Genomic DNA, 20,832 nt, shown 5'->3' with positions numbered 1-20,832 from the left:
ATGCCATCAGCGATTTGCTGATAAGATGCTGTAATTTAGCACGGAAAAAAATTCCTCTCACGCAAGGCGCGAGGGGAATTTCTTTTTTTTACTGTTAACCGCCTACTGCCGTTGATATGGGTGCGGGACAGACATCATGGGAGTTGTACATTTGCCGTTGCGCAGATGATGGAGGTACATACAATGTGGTGTAATTACGTTGCAGCACCATTTTGAACTATAGGCGTATACCGAGGTGAACAAAGCGGATGAAGAAAGCGAAGGGTGCAAAGGGGAAAAAAGCCCGGAATTTCCGCGCTGTGAAAAAGCCGCATCCCGCCCAGAGCGGTGCGGCCGCAGACGAATATGCCGGAGAAGCGCAGCCGATGCAGTCTCCAGTCGTATCCGTTATTATTCCCGTTATGAATGAACGGGCTACCATTCGAAGGGTTATAAGGGAGGCGGCGGGTGTCCATCCCCGGACTGAGGTTATCGTCGTTGCAAATGGCTCGACGGATGGTTCAGCCGAAATTGCCAGGCGTGCAGGAGCACGAGTGCTCCGTTATGAAAAGGCGCTTGGCCATGATGTTGGACGAAGCGTTGGAGCGCGTGCTGCCCTAGGTGAAGTATTGCTGTTTGTGGATGGAGATATGGTCATCAGCACCGCACAATTGCGGCATTTTGTCTATGCAGTACTGCATCGCGGCGCAGATGCTGCTTTAAATGATTATACCGGTCCCGTGGACAAAACCACTGTGCACAGCGTCGTGCTTGCGAAGCACACGCTCAATATTGTGCTGGAACGCCCAGATTTGAAAGGAGCTTCCTTCACAGCAGTCCCCCATGCCATAAGCAGGCAATGCTTGTCTCTAATCGGAGCAGAGGCGCTGTGCGTCCCACCACTTGCCCATGCGAGAGCGATTCGGCTTGGTTTGAAGGTTGAAGCTGTGCATACGGTCAATGTTGGCAAAATAAACAGGCGCAGGCCGCAGCGCGAACGGCGCAGCCCGTTGGAGCATCTCATTGTGGGGGATCATTTGGAAGCGATCCACTGGCTCATTACACAATCTAATGAACGTGGCGGCTTTGAGGATTACCGTCGCTGTCGCGAGTTTGCGCTTTAGGCTATGGCTAAAGCGGCATGGAGGTTAAACCGTGAAAGCAGTCATTTTGGCAGGAGGAACAGGGACGCGGCTAAAACCGCTGACTACATTAATGAATAAGCATATGTTACCTGTAGGCAAGCATCCGATGATTTTTTATGGCATCGATAAGCTGCATCAGGCAGGCATTACAGAAATGCTGCTCGTGACAGGACGGCAGTCGATAGGTTTGTTTGCGGAGTATTTAGGAAGCGGCCGCGAGCTTGGTGTCTCGCTGACTTACCGTATTCAGGAGGAAGCGGGCGGCATCGCGGAAGCGCTGGAGCTGGCGCGCGATTTTATACGGAATGATGAGAAGTTTATCGTGCTGCTCGGCGACAATTTGTTCGAGGATAATTTGGCTCCTTATGTGCGGAAATTTGCCCAGCAGCAGGAAGGCGCAATGGTGCTGCTCAAACAGGTGCCAGACCCCCATCGCTATGGCATAGCAGTGTTTCAGGAAGCGGGACAAATTGCTTATATAGATGAAAAACCAGCTGAGCCGCTATCGGATTTATGCGTAACGGGCATTTATATGTATGATTCCAGTGTTTTTGCAGCGATTGATCGGTTGGAGCCGTCAGGCCGCGGCGAACTGGAAATTACCGATTTGAACAATATGTATGCCCGTGCGGGAACTCTCGCTTCCCATACACTTGCAGGATGGTGGACGGATGCGGGCACGTTCGAATCCTTGCATGAAGCGGCCGCGAGGCTGTTGAAGGAGACGGGAGAATGAGAAGAATAGCGGCAAGAAAGCGGCCCCGCACTACAAAACAATCTCGCGTGCGGCAGCAAGCGTCGTATGCCCAAGGTGTCGAGCAAGGCTATCAGGATGGGCGGCAAGCGGGGCTTACTAGCTACAATGAAAAGTTTCAAGGAACGAGCATCATTATACCGAGCTATAATCAGCTCCAATATTTGAAGCTGTGCATTGAAAGTATTGTAGACCATACGGACCTTGCTTATGAAATTATCGTCATTGATAATGCTTCGACCGATGGGACGGGGAGCTATTTGGCCCAGCTTGATGGCCAGGTGCGCTATCGGGTTTTAAGCGAAAACTATGGCTTCGCTGGGGCAGTCAACAGAGGCATGATGATGGCTAAAGGCACGATGATGCTTATATTAAACAATGACACACTCGTAACCGACAATTGGCTGGAAAATTTGTTGGCCTGCTTGAACAGCAATCCGCAAATTGGCATGGTCGGGCCTGTCACCAATTATATTGGCGGGGAGCAGCTGATAGAGGTTCCCTATACGAACGTGGCGGATATGCCGGACTTTGCTAGACTTAATAATGTGCCTGATGCCAAACGCTGGCAGCAGGTTGAACGGCTGACGGGCTTCTGCCTTTTGCTCCGCAGAGAACTGTGGGAGAAAATTGGCTATTTTGACGAAGGCTTTGAAATTGGCAATTTTGAAGATGATGACTATAACATTCGAGTGAAGCTGCTGGGGTATTCGCTTGTCATTGCCCGCGACTCGTTTATCCACCATTTTGGCAGCGTCAGCATCAAAGCTTTAGGTGCACAGCTTGAGGAGGTTAATAACCGCAACCTGCAGCATTATATGAATAAATGGGGCAATCCGCATGAACTGGTAAGCGTTATGAAGCATCGTGCTGCCGAGCAGCCTGCACTGCAGGTCGAGCTGGCGACGCTTGGGGAAGCGGCTTATTACCCGGATAGCATTGCGGTTACTTCATTAACTGGTAGAGTGTATTGGATTGAAGGCGGCAGCAGGCGCCCTGTTGAAGGCGAGTTTAGCGGAGAAGCCATCCGCATCGGACAAATTGACATCAGACGCTGGCCGCTGGGCTCGCCGATATCTAGCGAGGAAGTTCATGCCAAGTGGCAGCAAATGCTGGCGATGGAAGGCAGCGACCTTCATGGCAAAACCGTTAGCGGGCTAGATGGTTTTCATTATTATATGCAGCAGGGTCTGAAGCGGAAAATGATAACGGAAGCTGCTTTTGAAGGCTGGGCGCTTAAGGCAAGGCCATCCGTCCAGCTTACATTGGAGCAGCTGCATGCGATCCCAGAGGGATTGCCGATTATACCAACTGTCAAGCTTCGCCAACAACTATAAAATGGTTTTCCGGCCACTGTTTGACGCCAAGTATCACTGTGTATTGCCGTGCATATGCTGTAAATAGCTGCACCAATTCAAGTGGCGGCACAGGGCCAAGCCACAGCCAGAGGGAGGATCGTTGGCCATGCAGCATATCGCAACCGAAATTATTGAGCATTTATCTCATTCCAACAGCCAGGTGGCACGAATGCTGGAGGCAAAGCGCCATGTCACGGTACGAATGGCCGAAATTGTGAAAAGCCTCCCCGATCATCAACCGAATTTTGGCGGCGTAGACGATCTGCTCGGGGAATCGCAATCGCTGTTCGGCAGCGTTATTGCTTATTTAAACAGCATGGCTGAGCTGCAAGAGACGCTGGCATCTCAGCTGTCTTATATGATAAAAGAGCTGAACCCGGGCGAGGAAGAATGACGGAGCGAAAAGGGGAGCGCATGTCATGGACCGAGAGCAAGCCTATATGCGCATGTTGGGCGCTACAGCCAATATGCAGTGGAACGTGGCACTAATTCTGGAAGCGAAAGCGGAGGAAGCGGAGAAGGCCCGCAACTGGATATGCAATCATGTTCATACGGGCACGTTTCCAGGCGACCGTACGCAGCTTAAGCAAACGCTAGTTGTACATGACCAGATGGTCGAGACGATTGAAGGCATTACTAAAATGAGCCAAGGCATCGTATCCGTGCTCAAAGCCGTATTGCAAAAGGATGGAGGGGAAGACGATTCCTCGGGATCGGATTTCCAATTTGGCGGTGGCTTCGGAGGCGGGAATTGAGAGAAATGGTGCGCCGCGAGCGAGAGGTTAAATTGGAGGTGCTGGCTTCGATTGCGCGGAGCCAGCTCGCGCTTGCCCGCATTTTGAACAGCGTGGCTGATGTAGCGGAGCTGACTCCTCAAACAGCCAAGCGAATTGGTGAAAATGTACGCCTGCTAACCAATATGCAGGAGCAGCTAGCGGAAAGCGTGACGGGTTGGCCAGTGCGCAGCTACCGGGTAAAGAAGGGCAGCCCGCCCAAGCCATGGCTCCTTAACGAGCTGCGAGAAAAGCAGGTGCGGTGGCATCCGCAAGTGAACAGGAGGAATTGGAATTGAGTATGAAAAAACGCGTGTCCGTCCGCAAACGGGCAACGAAACGCTCTGCCAGCAAAGCTGTAGCGCGCCGCCCAAAAAGCTCGCGTAAGCGCAGGGCAACAGGAAAAAGAACAGGAAGCAGCTCATCGCTGCGCCGCCGCAGGAAAGTGGTCAGACAACGCGTGATGGAGCCGGAGACCTTTAATGAGGGCTTCAACCAGACGTATAATTCCGGCTATAATGCTGGATTTGCGAAAGGTTTTGAAGATGGACATCAGCTGGCATATGAGCAAACGCCGTAACCGGTACGCACCTCGTCATGCTTTACGGAAGTATGCGAACATTATATTTAAATTAGCTCAGCCCGTTTGATGGTTTATTCCGCCATCAGCAGGTTAGAGCTTTTTTTGGATTATTGGCCTGAGGACAAGCTGTGTTCCTATCCATATATGGCAAAAATCTTGGCGGAAAAAGCAGGTTAAACGCCAATTTTTGCGATGCAGGGATAAGTGCCGCTTAGCTGGTCTGTTTTTGACATATACATATTGGAAGCGTGTTGTGCAGCGATTGAAATCGAAGCAAGGCGGTGCAGCAAATGGTAGCCAGAAAAAATAATTCCCGCAAGCAAGTACGGCAAAGTGGGTATGAAACCGGCTTTCATACCGGCTGGCGAGACGGCGCTTGCGAAGCAATAAGCGGACTGTTGCCTCCGCCGGAGCTGACGCCCGTTCCAATGCGAATGCTCTATATTCCGCAAGGATTTGAAGCCATTGACACGGGCCTCATTGAGGCGCTGCAAGCGAGTGTAACCGAGCTTCATGTCGGAAGCGCAGAACAGCTTGCTGAGCAAGCGGCAGCTATTTCCCCCGACATCGTGCTTGTGATGAACGGCCTGCATACTTTTCCAGCCAATCATCTTCAGCAGATCGGCGAGGTCAAGCAGCGCGGCATCCGCACAGCGGTATGGTTCGTAGATGATCCATATATGACAGAGAAGACGGTTATAGCAGCGCCGCATTATGATATCGTGCTGACGCATGAGCTTGGGACACTTGAGCTGTATCGCAGCATTGGCTGCACCAACGTACATTATTTGCCTTTGGCGGTGCATTCCGGCTTGTATCGGCCGCAGCGAAAGGATTCAGCTTTTGCCAGCGATGTTTGCTTTATTGGGCAAGGATTTTGGAACCGAATCGGGCTTCTTGATGCCATTAGCGAGCGGTTGCTGGCAAAGAGGCGCAAAATCTTTTTGTCCGGGGGGCTATGGGAGCGTTTAGCGGCCTATAAGCGGCTGCAGCCGTTTATTCATACCGACTGGTTGAGTGCTGAACAGACGATCCCTTATTATAACAGCGCTAAAATCGTCATTAATATTCATCGAACGACAGAGGCAGGCTCAGACAATTTTAATGCTTTACAAAGCCCGGGGCGCTCGATCAATCCGCGAACGTATGAGATTGCCGCTTGCGGCACTTTTCAACTAACGGATATTCGTGAGGACTTGCCGTATTATTACACGCCTGAACAGGAAATTGAGACTTTTCAAGATGCTGAGGAGCTCGCAGCAAAAATCGATTTTTATTTGAAAAATGAGGAAGCCCGCAGCCGGATCGCAGTTAATGGTCTGCGCCGGACGCTGAGAGACCATACATTCAGAGCACGTGCCGTGCAGTTATTACAGCTTATTATGAGGGAGGGAGAGCCGAATGGCTAAACGATCGGCTTTGCGACAAAGGCAGATTCCGCCTACTGAAGTGGAACTAGGGAGAGCTGCAGGCTACCATGCAGGCTGGGGGGACGGTTATTGGATTGGCCAATGCGAGTCGGTTATTAGCCGTATCCCCCCCATAGTAGGAGTATGGCCTGTACATGTCATGTACGTGTCCACAGGAAAGGGATTTCCTTATTCGCCGCTGGATGAAGCGGTAGCCGCTACATTATCGGGAATGGTCGCTCAGCTAACTGTCGTGAAGACGGGGGAGCCTGTAGCAGAAATCGCCGCGCAAGCTCGTCCGGATTATGTTATTGTGCTGGATGGGCTGCAGTTTGATGTAGCGCAAATTGATGCCATGCGCGCTTTGGGCATTCGTACAGCTATTTGGTTTACAGATGACCCTTATTACGCGGATATCACGACAACGCTTGCCCCGCATTATGATACCGTGTTTACGCTTGATCGAAATTGTGTAGCGCTTTATCAGGAACGCGGATGTGCCAATGTGCATTATTTGCCGTTCTGCGTCATGCCTGCCCAGTTCAGGCCGATGAACCCGCAGCGCAGCAAACGCAAGGAGATCAGCTTCATCGGCTCGGGCTATTTGAACAGAGTTCAATATTTTAACGAGGCAGCTTCCTATCTGGCTACCAAAGATACTCTCATATCGGGGATATGGTGGGATCGGCTGGAACATTTCGATAGGCTGCGATCTAAAATCAATCTAGGAGAATGGATGACTCCGCAGGATACGGCGCTTGCTTATAATGCGTCCAAAATCGTCATCAATATGCACCGGGCTCATGATGATGCTTTATTTAACAGCAACAGTCTAGGAATAACGGCGGCTTCGCCAAATCCGCGCACATTTGAAATTTCGGCTTGTGCTGTACTCCAGCTAACGGATGTGCGGGAAGATCTCGTTTCTTTCTACACACCGGGTGTGGAAATTGTGACGTATGAATCTCCGCAGGATATGGTGGAAAAGCTGGACTATTATTTGAATCATGAAAATGAGCGCAAGGAAATTGCCATTCGCGGCATGCATCGCACGCTGAGCGAGCATACTTATGCCCATAGGCTGCATGCGATGCTGTCCATTTTATTTTCATAATGAGGCTTGGGGCACGCTGTTCTAGCTGCGGCAGCTTAAATGGACCACCGCATAATAACGCCAGATTGCGTAAGTCCGCCTCCAAAACCATATAACAGCAGCAGATGACCCGGCTTCACTCTGCCGTCTTTGACGGCTGCATCCAGCGCAAGCGGAATGGAAGCGGCAGAGGTGTTGCCATAATGCTCAATGCTGGACAGCGCCTGCTGCTCTTCAAAACCGATACGCTCGCATAAAGCATCTATAATACGCTGATTGGCATTGTGCGGAACGAACCAGTCAATCGTCTGAGCGGTGTGGCCGCTGCCGTCCAGCAGCTCTTGAACGCCTGCTGCTACGCGGCTTAACGCCCAGCGATACACTTCCCGTCCATTTTGGACGAGCATGTTATTTTGTGAAAGCTCGAAGCTGCCGATGTGTGGCGCCAGGCTGCTGCGGTATACGTGATGCCCCTGCTCACCATCGGTGCTCGCATTTGAAGCGAGTATGTCGCCAGCAGGCAGTGTAGAACCAGCGGTAGACGCACTGCTTAAATCGGCTCCCATCTCCAGCGTTTCAACGAGCATGGCACCGGCACCATCGCCGAATAAAATGCAGGTCGTCCGGTCTGTATAGTCGGTAGCGCGCGAAAGGGTTTCGGTGCCAATAATTAAAATTTTGCGGCAAAGCTTGGAGAGCAATAGGCCATTGGCCATTTGCAGGGCGGACGTGAAGCCGGCGCAAGCGGCTTGCAAATCAGCATTTCCGCAGCCCTTCATGCCGAAAGAAGCCTGCACTCGTGAAGCTACACTTGGGACGAAAGCATCCGGTGTGGAAGTTGCAACGATGATGTAGTCGACATCATGAACGGTTTTGTTATATCTGTGGATTAAATCGCGAACGGCTTCAATGGCCAAATCGCTGGCATATTGCTGTTCTTGGGCTATTCGGCGCTCGCGGATGCCTGTACGTTGAAAAATCCATTCATCCGAAGTATCTACAAGCTTTTCTAAATCTGAATTGCTTAAAATGCGATCAGGTACATAAGTGCCGATAGCCGTTACTGCTGCATGGGATTGTACGAGAGTGGAAATGGTCATGAAAAACAACTCCTTCATAATTTAGTACCAGATGCTAATACCTGATAATAAATTACTCCTCTCCATACATTTTGTCAAGTCCAATTGGTGCATAGTCTGAATCCCGATCGCCCATCCTAATAGCGGGTCATGAGGCCTGTAAACAACAACAAGGGAGGAATACGGCACATGCGTAAAACGAATTTTTTTGCTGTCTTGTCCGCAGGCGCCCTGCTTAGCGCCATGTTGACAGGCTGTGCAGCCAATCAAGGGGATTTGGGAAATAAGAACATTCGCACCAAAATGGTAAGGGAAGATGCAAATGGGAACAGAATGTTAAACGATCGTTTCGCTAACGATCATATGAATGAGAAAAATTACGTAAATGGAAAAAGCATCCGAGGCAATAATATTGTAGGTAGTCATAAAAATTATAAAATGGAAATGAGCGAAGAAATTGCGAAACGTATTGCCAATAAGCATAACGTAAAATCCGCAAACGTTTTGCTGACCGATAACAATGCCTATGTGGCGGTATCCTTTGAGGACAATCTCAAAAATGGCGATAAAAAGCTGATGAGCCGCACCAACTCCAGCTATATGGGCCGTGACGGCTCGAATTACCAACGCCGCATGAACACGATGAGCACAGGCGAAAATGCGCTGACTCAGCAAATTAAAGCCGAAATTGCCAAGGAAGTCAAAAAGGTGAAGCCAGGTGTAGACAATGTCTACGTATCGGCTAATCCCGATTTTGTCGGCCGTATGACGAGCTACATGACTGATGTTCGCAACGGTCATCCGATCCAAGGCTTCCTAGTCGAATTTAATGCAATGGCTGAGCGCTTGTTCCCGGCCAACGCTAACAAAATTGAAACGCGTGGTTACGATGGCAACATGAACTATCGCAGCATGACCGACCGTACAGACCGCGATAATTATACAAATGCCCACAGAAGCAGCCCGATGATTTACGACTAACGTTTAGTGAAAAATAAGGCATGACGCATTCAGCGTGACGCACGTAAAAGCATCTATGATAAAGCAGCCGGCGAATCAGAGCCGGCTGCTTTCGTTTGCGTTCAGCTTAATTTGTCTTTTCTGCCTCACTATTATTTGCTATAATAATGTTAATTTTTAGGAGGTGTCTACTTTGGCCCATTTCATGCGTTTACGTTAATTTGAGGTGCATATGTAATAGTCAAAATGAATGAAGGAGACTATAATCATGCAGCTTAAATGGCAAAAAACGTTCGCGATTATTTTCAGTGGACAAATCTTTTCCATACTAACGAGTTCGATGGTGCAGTTTTCGGTGATTTGGCATTTGACGCAAACGTCGGGGTCCGCTTCGGTTTTAATGATAGCGGGTTTGGCAGGATTTTTGCCACAGGCTGTTTTAGGCTCCTTTATTGGGGTGTGGCTGGACCGCTGGAACCGTAAACTGACGATGATTATAGCTGATAGTGCGATCGCCTTTTTTAGTTTGGTTTTAGGTGTTTATTTCTTTTTTGGAGAACCGAGTTTAGCGTTTGTCTATGTTATTTTAATGGTTCGTTCTGCCGCTTCTGCATTCCATGGGCCATCCTTTCAAGCGGCCATTCCATTATTGGCGCCTGTTGATCAGTTGACGCGTGTAGCGGGCTGGCAGCAGATGGTTTATTCTTTTTCGAGTATAATCGGGCCGGCGCTTGGCATTGCTGTTTATTCAGCGACCTCGCTTGGAACGGTGCTATTGCTTGATGTGGCTGGTGCGCTTATTGCAAATGTCATGTTATTGTTTGTTAAAATTCATCAGCCAAAGCCGGAGGCGACACAAGCTCCCTCTTTTATCAAAGAGTTTAAGCTAGGCTGGGATGCTTTCATTAAAGTAAAGCCCGTAATCGTGATTACGTTGGCTACCGCTATTTTCTCCACTGTGTTTATGCCTTTGGCGACCTTGTTTCCTTATATGACGTTGACTCATTTTGGGCGTGGGGGTTACAGTGCAAGCATCGTTGAAGCGATTTTTGGTATTGGCATGATTGCGGGTGGCGTGCTGCTGTCGGTAGTCGCTTCAAAATGGAAGGACATCACATATATGAGCCTGAGCTTGGCTGTGATTGGTCTGACCTGTTTGCTTAGCGGCGTGGTCAGCAAGGAGGCGTTCATACTGTTCGTCATTGTGTCGTTTTTTATGGGAGCGGCAGCGCCCTTCTTCAATGGGCCATATATGGCGATGATCCAAAGGGCATTTGACCCTTCGATGCTGGGACGTGTGATTTCTCTCGTTACAAGCGTGATGATGTTCTCTTCGCCAATCGGGCTGGCATTAGCAGGACCTGTTGTCGATAAGTATGGCGTACAGGCATGGTTTTTCTGGTCGGGGATTGTCATTATTTTGACCAGTGCTGTCCTATTTGCCTTGTTCCAGCGCATGCGGGTGGAGCAGCCTGCGGTTTTGGAGGGGTAGTAAAATGGAGTAGAGGTTGCCTTAAATGTATGGTGATCTCTACTCTATTTTTATTCTTCTTACTGTTGCTTTAACTGATTAACCGATCTAACGTTTAATTTTTGCACCACTAATGTGATACAATTTCAAGCACACAAACAAGAAATGTAAAGCAAAACTTAAACTTGCAGAAAAGGGGCTATTGATGTGAGAGGCGATTCTAGCGGTTACGGGGTCGAAAGATACTTGAAAAGCTCTAGCTTGTCCATATCCACAATAAATCCGTATTCCTTCAAAATATCTAAACCAAGCAAACCTTTATGTGAATGAGGAAGCATTCCTACATCAATCTCAATATGCTCGATTTGAAGAGCATCAATCTGAATATAATCCAGCACTTTAGTATAGAAAGGCATCGTTCCGCCGATTCCATAAGCTTCGTAAACAGTGTCTCCATTTTCATAAGTAACCCCGATTTCTTCCAGTACGTCAGGGCTAAATATAGTATGTGAGGATCCAGTATCAATAATGATATCTGTCAGTTGCAGTGTTTTTCCAAGATAACTAATGGTTAGTGTCGCTGTTAATAGTTGTCCATCATAAGCCATCTTCATGATTAGCGTCTCACTCTTATCAGAGGATCTTTACGCAAATGAATGATGCATTCCTCATTGAAGGTGTGATAAACAAGGTTGCCTGGCTCAACATTGAAAAATTCTCTGTTGGCATCCTTCTCAGGAACCATGCGAATAGGAGCTACTTCTGTAATTATTTTTTTATCTTCCTCTTCTCGATAGTTAAGAATGGTGAGTAATACAAATTGATCGGGAAACAATTCTCTGACTTCTTGCCATTTCATTGCAAATCCCTCCAGTAATAATCTTAAATATGACTCTATTTTATCATAATATAAATTCAATTAAGAGAGAGCAGATTTCTCTTATACCTAGTAAAGCCAATGAAATGGGAAGAAACTGCTGATTCATTTCAGAAATGTTGCTCCATGCTTAGCTCTTGTTCGAGGAAAATTTCATTTAACAACTCAAGGCTGGGGAATAGCAACATACGATTGTTGCTGAAATCACTGTAGCTGTGTGTGACCACAGAGCTCGGGATGATCCCTCCTTTTTTGAGGACTGAGGTTCCGCTATTGTGGCTTTTGTTAAGATTTCAGATAGTAAGCGGATAGGAAATCCGCTATTGCCCTCATTATCCTATCAAAAAGGCTTCTGTCAGCGTATTAGCGGCTCCTTGTACCTCTGTCAATAGAGTGGACACAGTAAATTGGTCAATTCGCAAGATTTGTATGGCTGTAATACAGCGACTCGAAGCGATCTGGCGAAAGATAGCCCAGAGTCCGGTGAATGCGTTTGCGGTTGTAGAAGAACTCAATGTACCGAAATAGATGGCTTTCTGCTTCTTTTTGAGTCTGAAATTTCTTGCGGTAAACGAGTTCTCGCTTGAGGATACTGTGAAACGATTCTATGCAAGCATTATCATAACAGTTTCCTCGGCGGCTCATGCTGCGAATCATATGGTACGCCTTGAGCTTCTTTCGGTACTCTGCGGAGGCGTATTGACTCCCACGATCGGAATGGTGAATAAGCCCTTTATCCGGCTGCTGTGCCTCATAGGCCTTGTCCAGAGCGGCAGAAACCAATTCGACTTTCATTCGGTTTCCGAGCTGCCAGCCCACAATTTTACGCGTAAACAAATCTAATACGCTCGCCAAATAGACCGTGCCTTGGCCTGTTCGGATGTAAGTAATGTCTGTGACCCATACCTGGTTTGGTTTTGTACACACATCGAAATGCTGGTTTAGCCAATTGGGTGCAATCGGGAAATCGTGGTTCGAATCGGTCGTTTGCACCTTGAATTTTCCCATCGCTTGCGAGCGAAGATGATGCTCTCGCATAAGTCGGCCCACGGTTTTCTCACCGATGGTAAACCCTTCTTCGTGCAGTTTTCGGGTGATTTTGGGGCTGCCGTAAATTTCATCGTTGTCATGAAAATGGTAGTCAATACGTTGTAGCAGATGTTCACGGCGTTTCTTACGGTCACTGGGAGGGGTGGTCCGCCATTTGTAATACCCGCTTCGGGACACACCAAGTACGCTGCACATCTTCTCAATCCGGAATACGGAGCGATGCTCCTCAATAAACAGAAACCTTAACTCCGGTCTTTGCTGAAGATGTGCATCGCTTTTTTTAGGATGGCGATCTCCTCTTCCAAATCCTTATTCTTTTGTTCCAGATCCACAATTTGTTGTTCTTGGGTGCGGAGTTTACCACTCCCTACAAACGGCTCATCGGGGAACTGGCGAAACGTCATCATCCAATTCTTCAGCGTCCCCTTTGGAATGTTTAGTTCCATGGCAATCTCGTCCATGGACTTCCGTTGTTCTTGGATGTACTTGACCACTTCTTCTTTAAATGTTTTGTTGTATCGTTTCCGTTCTACCACGGCGACCACCTCTTCTGGCATTTTTTTTATTATCCATGGGTTGGGTTCACCGTGTCCACTTTTTAGTCTAGTTCACCTGAGTCCGCAACATGTGCCATACCCGTGGTTTTGTTGAAATAGCGGCTGCTGTGTCCACCAAGTCTATCTTTGTGCAGGAAGCAAGCACTTGGAACGATGCAAATTGATTATTGCTAAAGTAGGCAACGATGAAGGAGAAAGCGCAAGTATCGACGCTGGAGCGGCCTCGGTATTTGCGCTTTTTTTTGCATTATAAAAATTTCACAAGACCTATCCTAAAGCTTATTGCAGGTAGTTTGCGAATTCAGGGTAATGAACGTATTTCAAGCTTGAGGCGCTGCTTACGGCACCTGCAAACTGGGTTGTGAAGGTTTTTACGTCGTTTCCTGACGCTGTATACGCTTTCAATATTGGATAGCTGTATTTGGTGGCGGGATTGAAGGTCGTCACCGTGCCGGCTGGAGTTGGCAGGGCATAAGGCGTCGCTACCGGCGCATTTTCACCTTTATTGGTATAGGAGCCAACATCTTTGATGGTAGCATTTGAATCAATCGTAATTTCCGTATCCCAATAACCGCTGGATTCTTTCTTGAAATTATGGAAGATGTTGGCATCCGAATATACGTGTGCGCCCGAGCCGCCGATAATGGCTGCATAGCCGGCGTCATCCGTGCTTGGCAGCGTCCGCTGAATCAAATTGTTTAATACATGCAGTCGGCCATTGCCCGATTGCGGCGTTCTGCGAACGGTCGAATTAAAATTGTTGAGCATAACTGTCGCATTATTTTTGTTCAGTGCGGTTACTGTGCCGAAAGCGACTGTCCAATAACGGTTAGAAAGCTTGTTGTAGGATATGGTGACATAATCCGGATCAGTGTTGGAATAAACGCTCGTATTGATCCAAATAAATTTTCCGACCTCGCCAACATCAATGCCCAGAGAGGAGGTAAAGGTGTTATGGTCAATCCATACGTTGCGGGACCCGTAGATGGCGACGGTCACAACATCTCTCCTGTTTTTGATTTCAAAGTTGATGTTTTTAATGATGACATTGTTGCTGACGCCCTCTGCCTTAAAATAGTCATCGGTGCGCAGACGCGCATCTGTCAGCCTGTTTGCCGCAAAGGATCCGATAATCGTCTTATTGGAGGCGATCCGTAAATCGTAAACCTCCGAGTTGGCATTGTCGATATTGCTGGAAATGACGATCGTCAGCGGCTTTATATCGAGCAAGGCGGTTTTCAGCTCGGCAAGCGTATGGACGAAAACCGTTTTTCCCAGCAAGCCGCCGATCGTTCCGGTTTTATTGTACCCGTTCAAATCTTTGGCGAATCCGGCAAAGCCGACAAGTCCGTCTGAGACGAGCTTCCACTTGTGGGTAGTGCTGCCTGCATAGGTGCCTATCATCGTTTTATTTGTCGATAAATTAAGGATAAGTGCCTTCGTGCTGTCAGCTTTGTTTAAGACATGATAGGAAATATAGTCGCCATTAACATCGGTATCGTTGCCAACTATTTTCCACAATTGCTCGTTTCTGTTCGAGTCTGCATAAAGCACGGCCGCTGTTCCATCTGCCAAGGACCAATTAAGCGGAGAGAGCAGCAGGCCTGTTTTTTCATTAATGAGCTTGAAGTACTCTCCATCTGTCGTTTCAAATCGCCATCTTTCGTTGCTTTCTCCATTCGTAGGCCATACGTTCACTTCAGAATTGCTGCTGTAGCCGAGAATGTTCAAGTTCCAGCCTTTGTTGACATTTTCCAGTCTCATCGCTTGATAAGGGTAGGAGCTGGCATCTGCAGCCTCGGCCTTTGGAATAGAAGCAGTGAATGGCCATACACTCAAAATTAGAGCGAAGCAAAGGGTGATGCTGGCGAATCGTAAGGATTTGGACATTTTCAACCGTTACGCCTCCTCGTTCTGGGTTTATGGAAAACGATCTAGTCTGTAAACTAGCTGTTGTCGGTTGCCTCGCTGCAGGCTCTGTTGATTCAGAGCTTGTACCACCTCCTTATAATGAAAAGAGACTCAAAGGGGCTTGGGGAAAAATGGATTTGCTGTGGTATCAGCTTTGCTTCAGAACCAAAAATAAAGACAGCATAGCGCACTATGCTGCCTCGCGAAATACCATAAATGGTAACAACCTATTAGCAAATGGCTTTTGCCAAAGCAATAAAGAAGGGAGAGCCGTGAATTAAATCTGCAGCTCCCCGAGCTTGATTAGCTCGACAACCGCTTGCGAACGACCTTTAACGTTTAATTTTTGCATCACATTAGAGATATGGTTGCGGACGGTCTTCTCGCTAATGAACAGCTGTTGCGCAATATCTCGTGTTGTTTTGTCTTGGACTAGAAGCTCGAATACCTCGCGCTCACGATGTGTCAGTAAAAACTTGCTCTTATGGTCGCTACCTTTCACCTTTTCAGTCACCCCTCCTTGCTTGGGTTTTTATGGTTTAACAAGGTTAAGGGATACAGTCAAAATATAGTATGAATGACGGGTACTAATGGTGCTGTTGGCGGAGAAAATGGGCGCAAGCGGAGAATTTTATGGTATGATAGATGAAAATTTAACCAATCGACGCCGGAGCCCCTGCTGTATATGCTCGCGGTGTTATTCAGGCATGGGAGGAACGAATGAGTAAAATCTTTTTATTTTTCTTCTTGACTTGGCTCACGGGAAATCCGTTTATTGCGATTATCGTGCTGCTGCTTATTTTGTATGCGCTGGATCGCCGATTTGTCGGCTTGACGCCTAGCTTTGTGCGTCCTTTGCGAAGATCGAGCCAGCTCAGAAAGCTGAGACGCCATGTCGATATGGCTCCCAATGATGTGTCCTCCAAACAGGAAATCGCGAGAATTTTAATCGAGAAGAAAAAATATAACGAAGCGTTAGCCTGGCTTTCTCCTATGGAGCATACGCTGGAGGATTCCGCCGAATATTGGGATGACCTTGGCCTTTGCCTGCTGCAAACGGGACAGACGGAGCGCGGCGAAGCGGCCATTAAACGGGCGCTAACTTTAAACGAGCGGGTGAAATACGGCGCGCCGTATTTGCGTTTGGCTGCGTTGTATGCAGGCAAAGATGCATCTCAGGCTATTTCCTATATTGAAGCGTTTCAAAGCATTCAATCGTCCTCCTGCGAGGCTTACGAGCGCCTTGCGGGCATATACAAGACGATGGGCAAGGAGCAGGATGCGAAAAACGCAATTGAGGAAGGCTTGCGCATTTACCGAACGCTGCCCAAATATAAAAAACGCGGCGAGCGAAAATGGGCTCTTCGCTTGTGGTTCAGAAGATGGAGCAAGTAATGGCAAAGATTGCAATGCGGCGTTTAAAAAACGTTTATTGTCGTTTGCCTAAAAATCGTACATAATCTAATTAATAGCGTACACGATAGAGGAGCAATACATGCAGCGAAATATATGGTTTATGGCGATTTCAGTTATTGTGGTCATTATTTTATTGAATAACACAGCTTATTATTTTTTAACGAAAGAATCATTGGAAGATGCGTTAAATCGGGAAGTTGCCGCCGTGGCCAGGCAGATTGAGTTTTCAGTGGAGCAATCGCGGCTAGGGGCGGAGCGTTATCAGGATTTAATCGGCGACGAGCTTCGGGTCGTATCGATTGCTGCCCAATATGCCCTTGATCCCGACGTCGATAAAGTAACGAATGAGCAATTGGTGGAGCTGAGCGCGAAGCTTGGCGTCAACCACATTACGCTGCTTAAACGCGTGAAGGACGATATTTTATTATATAAATCGTCCGATAAAACGCAGCTAGGCAAAAGCACAAAATCTTGGGACCCTTGGTTTATCGTGTTTAACCAGCTGTTTGATCAGCGAAATGTGGAAATCGACTGGCTTGGCAAATCGCTGCCCAACTTTTGGAGCGGTCCATTCGAGGTGGCTTCTACCGATCCAGGCAGCATTTATAAATGGGGCTATTATTTTGACGGGACGACGAATTACATAACCGATCCTTATGTCAGCTACACGAAGCTGGCGGAATACGAGGAGCTGACAGGTGTAGATTCGTTGATTAAGAAGACGATTGCAAGCAATAAAGCGCTTCTGGAAGTTACAGTGCTTAATCCGGAGACGTTTGCGAAAGGCCCTTTTGAGACGGTTCACCCGAATGGCGATGTGCAGGAGCATATTTTGCAGCAGCCGATCTTGTACGGGAGCTATAATTATGTTGCGGACAGCGACGTAGCTAATGTGTCGAAGGCCTTCAACACGAAGCAAAATGTAACCGTCGATGAGGTAGTGGGCGGCAAGCATGTTTTCAAAATGTTCATTCCCGTCTTTACCGAGGACAAAGGACTGAATATTGTGGATGAGAACGGCGTGCCAATGGACAGCTATGTGCTGACGCTGGTGTCCGATTATCAGGTTATTCGTGACCAAATGTCTACGCAGCTGCTGAATATTGCCATCATTATTGTCCTTGTAACGGCGCTTAGCCTAGTGACGGCAGGTGTCGTGATGAACTATTACCGCCGTTCGCGTGATAATGCCGTGCAGGTCACTCAGCAAACGTACGTCGATGAAATCAATCAGATGTTTCAATCGATTCGGGCGCAGCGCCATGATTTTCTCAACCATGTGCAGACGATCCATTCGCTTGCAGAATTGAACAAGCATGAGGAGCTCATTGCGTATACGAAGGAGCTGACGGGCGAAATTCGGCAAATGAACGATATTATTAATATTGGCAATCCGGCGATTGCCGCGCTCATTCGCTCAAAAACTTCGCAGGCGGAAAGCTACCGAATTATGTTTGAGTGTACTTTTACAAGCTTCGACAAGCTGGAAATGGGCGTCAAAACGCTTGATTTGAACCGTATTCTCGGCAATCTCATTGACAATGCCTTCGATGAGACGATGAGATATCCGGAGAGCATGCGAGTGGTTGAGCTGCAAGGCTTGCAGCGAAACGGCTTTCTAGAATTTACGATTACGAATACATGCGAGGATGCTGAGAAGGTGGCGTCCATGCCGCTTTTCCAAGCGGGCTATTCCACGAAGGGTGATCAGGATCACCAAGGGCTGGGCTTGTCCATCGTGAAATCTATTGTAGACAAGTATAAAGGAACAATTGACATTTATGCCGATGGACCTGACCGTCTGACCTTTTTTATAACGATTCCTCATAAAATTTAATCGTTTTGCCCTACAGCAGCTCCTGCTTTTCTCATGAAAGCCAGGAGCTGCTTTTTTTATGGCTAAGCCGTTCTTGTGATTATTTTGAGCATAGCGAGGGAAATACTAGCATTGAAATAATAAGTGCTTGAAAATACATAGACATCTATGTATAATCGCAATATGATAAAACACAACGCATTGTCATTAGTTGCTAAAATTCGAGACAAAGCCAATAAGCTGATTGTAAGCGAGCTGGAAGCGAAGCAAATTACGGGAATAGTACCTTCGCACGGCGATATTCTCATGTTTTTATATCGGGAGAAGCAGCCGCTGTCTGTCAAGGCATTATCGGAGAAAATCCATCGCACACAGCCGACGACGACCGTACTCATCAACAAGCTGGAGCAGCTTGGGTATGTAGAGCGGACAAAGGACGAGAGGGATAGCCGTGTTTCACTGATCATTTTAACCGAGAGAGGCCTAGGGCTGGAGCCGATTTTTCTAGCTATTTCCCAGCAGGTCAATGACGTGATTTACGGCGGCTTAAGTGAGGAGCAGAGCTTGCAGCTGGAGCAGCTGCTGGAGCAAGTACACAGCCGGTTTTAAAAAATTCAACGATTATTTAGGAGGCATTTTTCTATGAAACATCTTATCGTATTTGCCCATCCGAACGAAGATAGCTACAACCGTGCCATTTTGGACACAGCGGTACAAAGCTTGAAAGCTGAAGGTCATGAAGTAACGGTGCGTGACTTGTATGCGCTGAAATTTCAGCCGGTGCTTACCCTGGAAGACACAGCAGCCATGCGTGCTGGCCAGACGCCTGAAGATATTTTGACAGAGCAGAAGTATGTGACTGAAGCAGATGCGATTACCTTTATTTCTCCGATTTGGTGGACGGGTCTTCCTGCTATTTTGAAAGGCTATGTTGATCGCGTATTTGCTTACGGTTACGCTTATGCGTATGGAGAAACCGGCATTGACAAGCTGCTTACCGGCAAAAAAGGCTTTATTATTAATACGCACGGCACGCCAAGTGAAATTTACGATCAAAACGGCATGACTGCCGGCATGAAAATGACTTCCGATACGGGCATTTTTGATTTTGTCGGCATAAAGTCCGTTGGACATCTGTTCTTCGGCAGCATTGGCCAAATCGGCGAAGCGGAGCTGAAAGCGAACTTGCAGCAGGTAGAGCAGACGGTTAAGACGGTATTTCAGGCTTAATGAATGATAGCGAGTATGATCTATTCGCCTCTGGCACGACTGCTAATTAAGCAGCTCGGCTAGAGGCTTTTTTATAAGAAATTTCTTGAAATTCGTTCACAAAATCGAAATAATTATGAAATTATAATTGATGATATATTTTATTTAATATGGTAAAATTTAATTGTTATTAAAGGTAAAATTATGAATACAAAAGGAGATGTTTTTTTGAAAAGTTTGTTTAGAAATATTGCCCTTTCATTGTCATTGGTAATAATGGTTAATTTACTATTGACAGCTGGAGTGTCTGCGCAAAGCGTAGAGGATCGAACTGTTAAACTAAATAATTCTGCTTTACATGATGAGTTCGAACGGGAAATGCTGCGTGCGCTTCAAGCCAATGCTCTGGAAAATCAAATGAATGCTGAAACTTCCTTTTATCAAAAATCTAATGCAGAGCCTATGGTTGTCGGTGTTATTCTTCATCTGCTTAAACTGGTATTTAAAGATGCAATTAAGACAACAGCATCTGTTACGGTCAAAACAACTGCTAAAAATATTACGACCAAATTAACCTATCATTCCATGGTAAGAGCTGTCGAACGCAACGTTACTAGTGTCGCACTGGATAATTTACTAAGTGAAATTTCCTCAGGCATTAAATTAGTACAGAAATATGACGATCTTGATTTTGACTCTCGTGTCATGTACGATCCTAACAACAAACTGGTTGTTATTTTAGAGAAAAATAGTAATACAGTAATTTCGACTTACACTGAAACAGGTAATGCTATCGAAACAAGAATCTCCAACGGTAGATTGAAAAAGGCAACATGGATTTTCAAGTAATGGAGGTAACCCGTTGATGAATGATGTACTTAGGGATGAACAAGAACAAGGGACATGGATTGAGCTTCGATTTTTGAGTCATGATGCCGAGCCTGACGAGGGAAGCTGGCTATTTGTTGCGTTTGGTCGTCATGGCAAAACGGAGCGAGAAAGTCGTTTTGGCTGGACGAATAGAGTCGTACATGCATTTATACATTTGCTAAAGCATTTTCCAGAAGAAAAATATAACAGTTATTTTCTGCATATTGAGGAGGATTTTTTTCTGCGATGGGTGCATGAACGGGCTACAGACCGCTATTTGTTGATTTTTGAATATCAGGGTCAGCTTTTTCCTATTAAAACGTCAAAGAGTGCATTGTTAAATTGGGTGGGAGGGCTAGAGCTGAGCTTACTTCAAGCCTCATCAAAATAGGGTTTGGTAAAAATTAGTTAAATGAAACAGTTGCATAAATAAAAACAAGGCAATTCTCCAGCGTTGAATGCGGGGGATTTCCTTGTTTTTTTGTGTTCACCATATGCCTGATTTCGGCATCCTCAAGTGGT

23 protein-coding genes and 1 pseudogene are annotated in these 20,832 nt (G+C 47.0%); 18 read left to right on the top strand and 6 right to left on the bottom strand.

What is annotated here, in order from left to right; all coding sequences use genetic code 11:
* Nucleotides 1–365 precede the first annotated feature (365 nt).
* From AC50X8_RS02595 to AC50X8_RS02555, 9 genes are all read left to right on the top strand, one after another.
* Nucleotides 366–1,103, top strand: a complete 738-nt coding sequence (locus AC50X8_RS02595; RefSeq protein WP_056032832.1) for a glycosyltransferase family 2 protein — start codon at nt 366–368, stop codon at nt 1,101–1,103.
* Nucleotides 1,104–1,134: 31 nt separating this feature from the next.
* The gene (locus tag AC50X8_RS02590) at nt 1,135–1,860 is read left to right on the top strand and encodes a sugar phosphate nucleotidyltransferase (RefSeq protein WP_056030303.1); all 726 of its coding nucleotides are present in this window, start codon (nt 1,135–1,137) and stop codon (nt 1,858–1,860) included.
* Complete coding sequence (locus tag AC50X8_RS02585; protein WP_056030300.1) at nt 1,857–3,215, top strand: glycosyltransferase family 2 protein; 1,359 nt, start codon at nt 1,857–1,859, stop codon at nt 3,213–3,215. The genes AC50X8_RS02590 and AC50X8_RS02585 overlap by 4 nt, the downstream gene beginning before the upstream one ends.
* Before the next feature lie 127 nt (nt 3,216–3,342).
* Nucleotides 3,343–3,630: a hypothetical protein gene (locus AC50X8_RS02580; RefSeq protein ID WP_056030297.1), complete on the top strand. Its 288-nt coding sequence runs from the start codon at nt 3,343–3,345 to the stop codon at nt 3,628–3,630.
* Between the two features lie 25 nt (nt 3,631–3,655).
* Nucleotides 3,656–3,991, top strand: a complete 336-nt coding sequence (locus tag AC50X8_RS02575; RefSeq protein ID WP_056030294.1) for an alpha-helical endospore appendage domain-containing protein — start codon at nt 3,656–3,658, stop codon at nt 3,989–3,991.
* Entirely contained in the window at nt 3,988–4,308 is a 321-nt protein-coding gene (locus AC50X8_RS02570; RefSeq protein ID WP_056030292.1) for a hypothetical protein, read from the top strand. Before AC50X8_RS02575 ends, AC50X8_RS02570 begins: the two co-directional genes overlap by 4 nt.
* Nucleotides 4,305–4,589: a hypothetical protein gene (locus AC50X8_RS02565; protein ID WP_155972781.1), complete on the top strand. Its 285-nt coding sequence runs from the start codon at nt 4,305–4,307 to the stop codon at nt 4,587–4,589. The genes AC50X8_RS02570 and AC50X8_RS02565 overlap by 4 nt, the downstream gene beginning before the upstream one ends.
* A gap of 293 nt (nt 4,590–4,882) precedes the next feature.
* Nucleotides 4,883–6,001: a CgeB family protein gene (locus tag AC50X8_RS02560; protein ID WP_056030286.1), complete on the top strand. Its 1,119-nt coding sequence runs from the start codon at nt 4,883–4,885 to the stop codon at nt 5,999–6,001.
* On the top strand, nt 5,994–7,115 hold the full coding sequence (locus AC50X8_RS02555) for a CgeB family protein (protein WP_056030283.1): 1,122 nt from the start codon (nt 5,994–5,996) through the stop codon (nt 7,113–7,115). The genes AC50X8_RS02560 and AC50X8_RS02555 overlap by 8 nt, the downstream gene beginning before the upstream one ends.
* Nucleotides 7,116–7,150: 35 nt before the next feature.
* Here the strand turns inward: AC50X8_RS02555 and AC50X8_RS02550 are convergent, their stop codons facing one another.
* On the bottom strand, nt 7,151–8,194 hold the full coding sequence (locus tag AC50X8_RS02550; RefSeq protein WP_494857923.1) for a ketoacyl-ACP synthase III: 1,044 nt from the start codon (nt 8,192–8,194) through the stop codon (nt 7,151–7,153).
* Nucleotides 8,195–8,362: 168 nt separating this feature from the next.
* Between AC50X8_RS02550 and AC50X8_RS02545 the strand changes: the two genes are divergently transcribed.
* Both AC50X8_RS02545 and AC50X8_RS02540 read left to right on the top strand, forming a co-directional pair.
* Entirely contained in the window at nt 8,363–9,154 is a 792-nt protein-coding gene (locus tag AC50X8_RS02545; protein ID WP_056030278.1) for a YhcN/YlaJ family sporulation lipoprotein, read from the top strand.
* A 247-nt stretch (nt 9,155–9,401) separates the two neighbouring features.
* Nucleotides 9,402–10,625, top strand: a complete 1,224-nt coding sequence (locus AC50X8_RS02540; protein WP_494878447.1) for an MFS transporter — start codon at nt 9,402–9,404, stop codon at nt 10,623–10,625.
* A gap of 206 nt (nt 10,626–10,831) precedes the next feature.
* Here AC50X8_RS02540 and AC50X8_RS02535 read toward each other — a convergent pair whose 3' ends face one another.
* The 4 genes and pseudogenes from AC50X8_RS02535 to AC50X8_RS02520 all read right to left on the bottom strand — a co-directional run bounded on the left by AC50X8_RS02535 (nt 10,832) and on the right by AC50X8_RS02520 (nt 14,978).
* Nucleotides 10,832–11,218 (bottom strand): aspartyl protease family protein, encoded by a 387-nt coding sequence (locus AC50X8_RS02535; protein ID WP_494878445.1) that lies wholly within the window; start codon nt 11,216–11,218, stop codon nt 10,832–10,834.
* Nucleotides 11,219–11,220: 2 nt separating this feature from the next.
* Nucleotides 11,221–11,463 (bottom strand): hypothetical protein, encoded by a 243-nt coding sequence (locus AC50X8_RS02530; protein WP_494878443.1) that lies wholly within the window; start codon nt 11,461–11,463, stop codon nt 11,221–11,223.
* 429 nt (nt 11,464–11,892) lie between these two features.
* Nucleotides 11,893–13,067, bottom strand: a pseudogene (locus AC50X8_RS02525) (IS3 family transposase).
* A gap of 300 nt (nt 13,068–13,367) precedes the next feature.
* Nucleotides 13,368–14,978 (bottom strand): RICIN domain-containing protein, encoded by a 1,611-nt coding sequence (locus AC50X8_RS02520; RefSeq protein ID WP_494878441.1) that lies wholly within the window; start codon nt 14,976–14,978, stop codon nt 13,368–13,370.
* Nucleotides 14,979–15,010: 32 nt separating this feature from the next.
* On the opposite strand from AC50X8_RS02520, the gene AC50X8_RS02515 reads away from it, so the two are divergent.
* Entirely contained in the window at nt 15,011–15,280 is a 270-nt protein-coding gene (locus AC50X8_RS02515; protein ID WP_494878439.1) for a hypothetical protein, read from the top strand.
* On the opposite strand, the gene AC50X8_RS02510 is transcribed toward AC50X8_RS02515, so the two are convergent.
* Nucleotides 15,277–15,501: a helix-turn-helix domain-containing protein gene (locus AC50X8_RS02510; RefSeq protein WP_006040330.1), complete on the bottom strand. Its 225-nt coding sequence runs from the start codon at nt 15,499–15,501 to the stop codon at nt 15,277–15,279. The genes AC50X8_RS02515 and AC50X8_RS02510 overlap by 4 nt on opposite strands.
* 218 nt (nt 15,502–15,719) lie before the next feature.
* On the opposite strand from AC50X8_RS02510, the gene AC50X8_RS02505 reads away from it, so the two are divergent.
* The 6 genes from AC50X8_RS02505 to AC50X8_RS02480 all read left to right on the top strand — a co-directional run bounded on the left by AC50X8_RS02505 (nt 15,720) and on the right by AC50X8_RS02480 (nt 20,701).
* Nucleotides 15,720–16,394, top strand: a complete 675-nt coding sequence (locus AC50X8_RS02505) for a tetratricopeptide repeat protein (RefSeq protein ID WP_056030272.1) — start codon at nt 15,720–15,722, stop codon at nt 16,392–16,394.
* Between the two features lie 100 nt (nt 16,395–16,494).
* Nucleotides 16,495–18,252 (top strand): sensor histidine kinase, encoded by a 1,758-nt coding sequence (locus AC50X8_RS02500; RefSeq protein ID WP_494857928.1) that lies wholly within the window; start codon nt 16,495–16,497, stop codon nt 18,250–18,252.
* Nucleotides 18,253–18,414: 162 nt separating this feature from the next.
* Nucleotides 18,415–18,840 carry a MarR family winged helix-turn-helix transcriptional regulator gene (locus AC50X8_RS02495; RefSeq protein ID WP_494878436.1) on the top strand — a complete coding sequence of 142 codons (426 nt, stop codon included), beginning with the start codon at nt 18,415–18,417 and terminating at the stop codon, nt 18,838–18,840.
* A gap of 33 nt (nt 18,841–18,873) precedes the next feature.
* Entirely contained in the window at nt 18,874–19,461 is a 588-nt protein-coding gene (locus AC50X8_RS02490) for an NAD(P)H-dependent oxidoreductase (RefSeq protein ID WP_494878434.1), read from the top strand.
* 207 nt (nt 19,462–19,668) lie between these two features.
* Nucleotides 19,669–20,289, top strand: a complete 621-nt coding sequence (locus tag AC50X8_RS02485; protein ID WP_494878432.1) for a hypothetical protein — start codon at nt 19,669–19,671, stop codon at nt 20,287–20,289.
* A gap of 16 nt (nt 20,290–20,305) precedes the next feature.
* On the top strand, nt 20,306–20,701 hold the full coding sequence (locus AC50X8_RS02480) for a hypothetical protein (protein WP_494878430.1): 396 nt from the start codon (nt 20,306–20,308) through the stop codon (nt 20,699–20,701).
* Nucleotides 20,702–20,832: the final 131 nt, after the last annotated feature.

It is taken from the genome of Paenibacillus sp. JT22N15, assembly GCF_059383755.1.
This window is presented reverse-complemented; position numbering and strand designations above follow the sequence as displayed.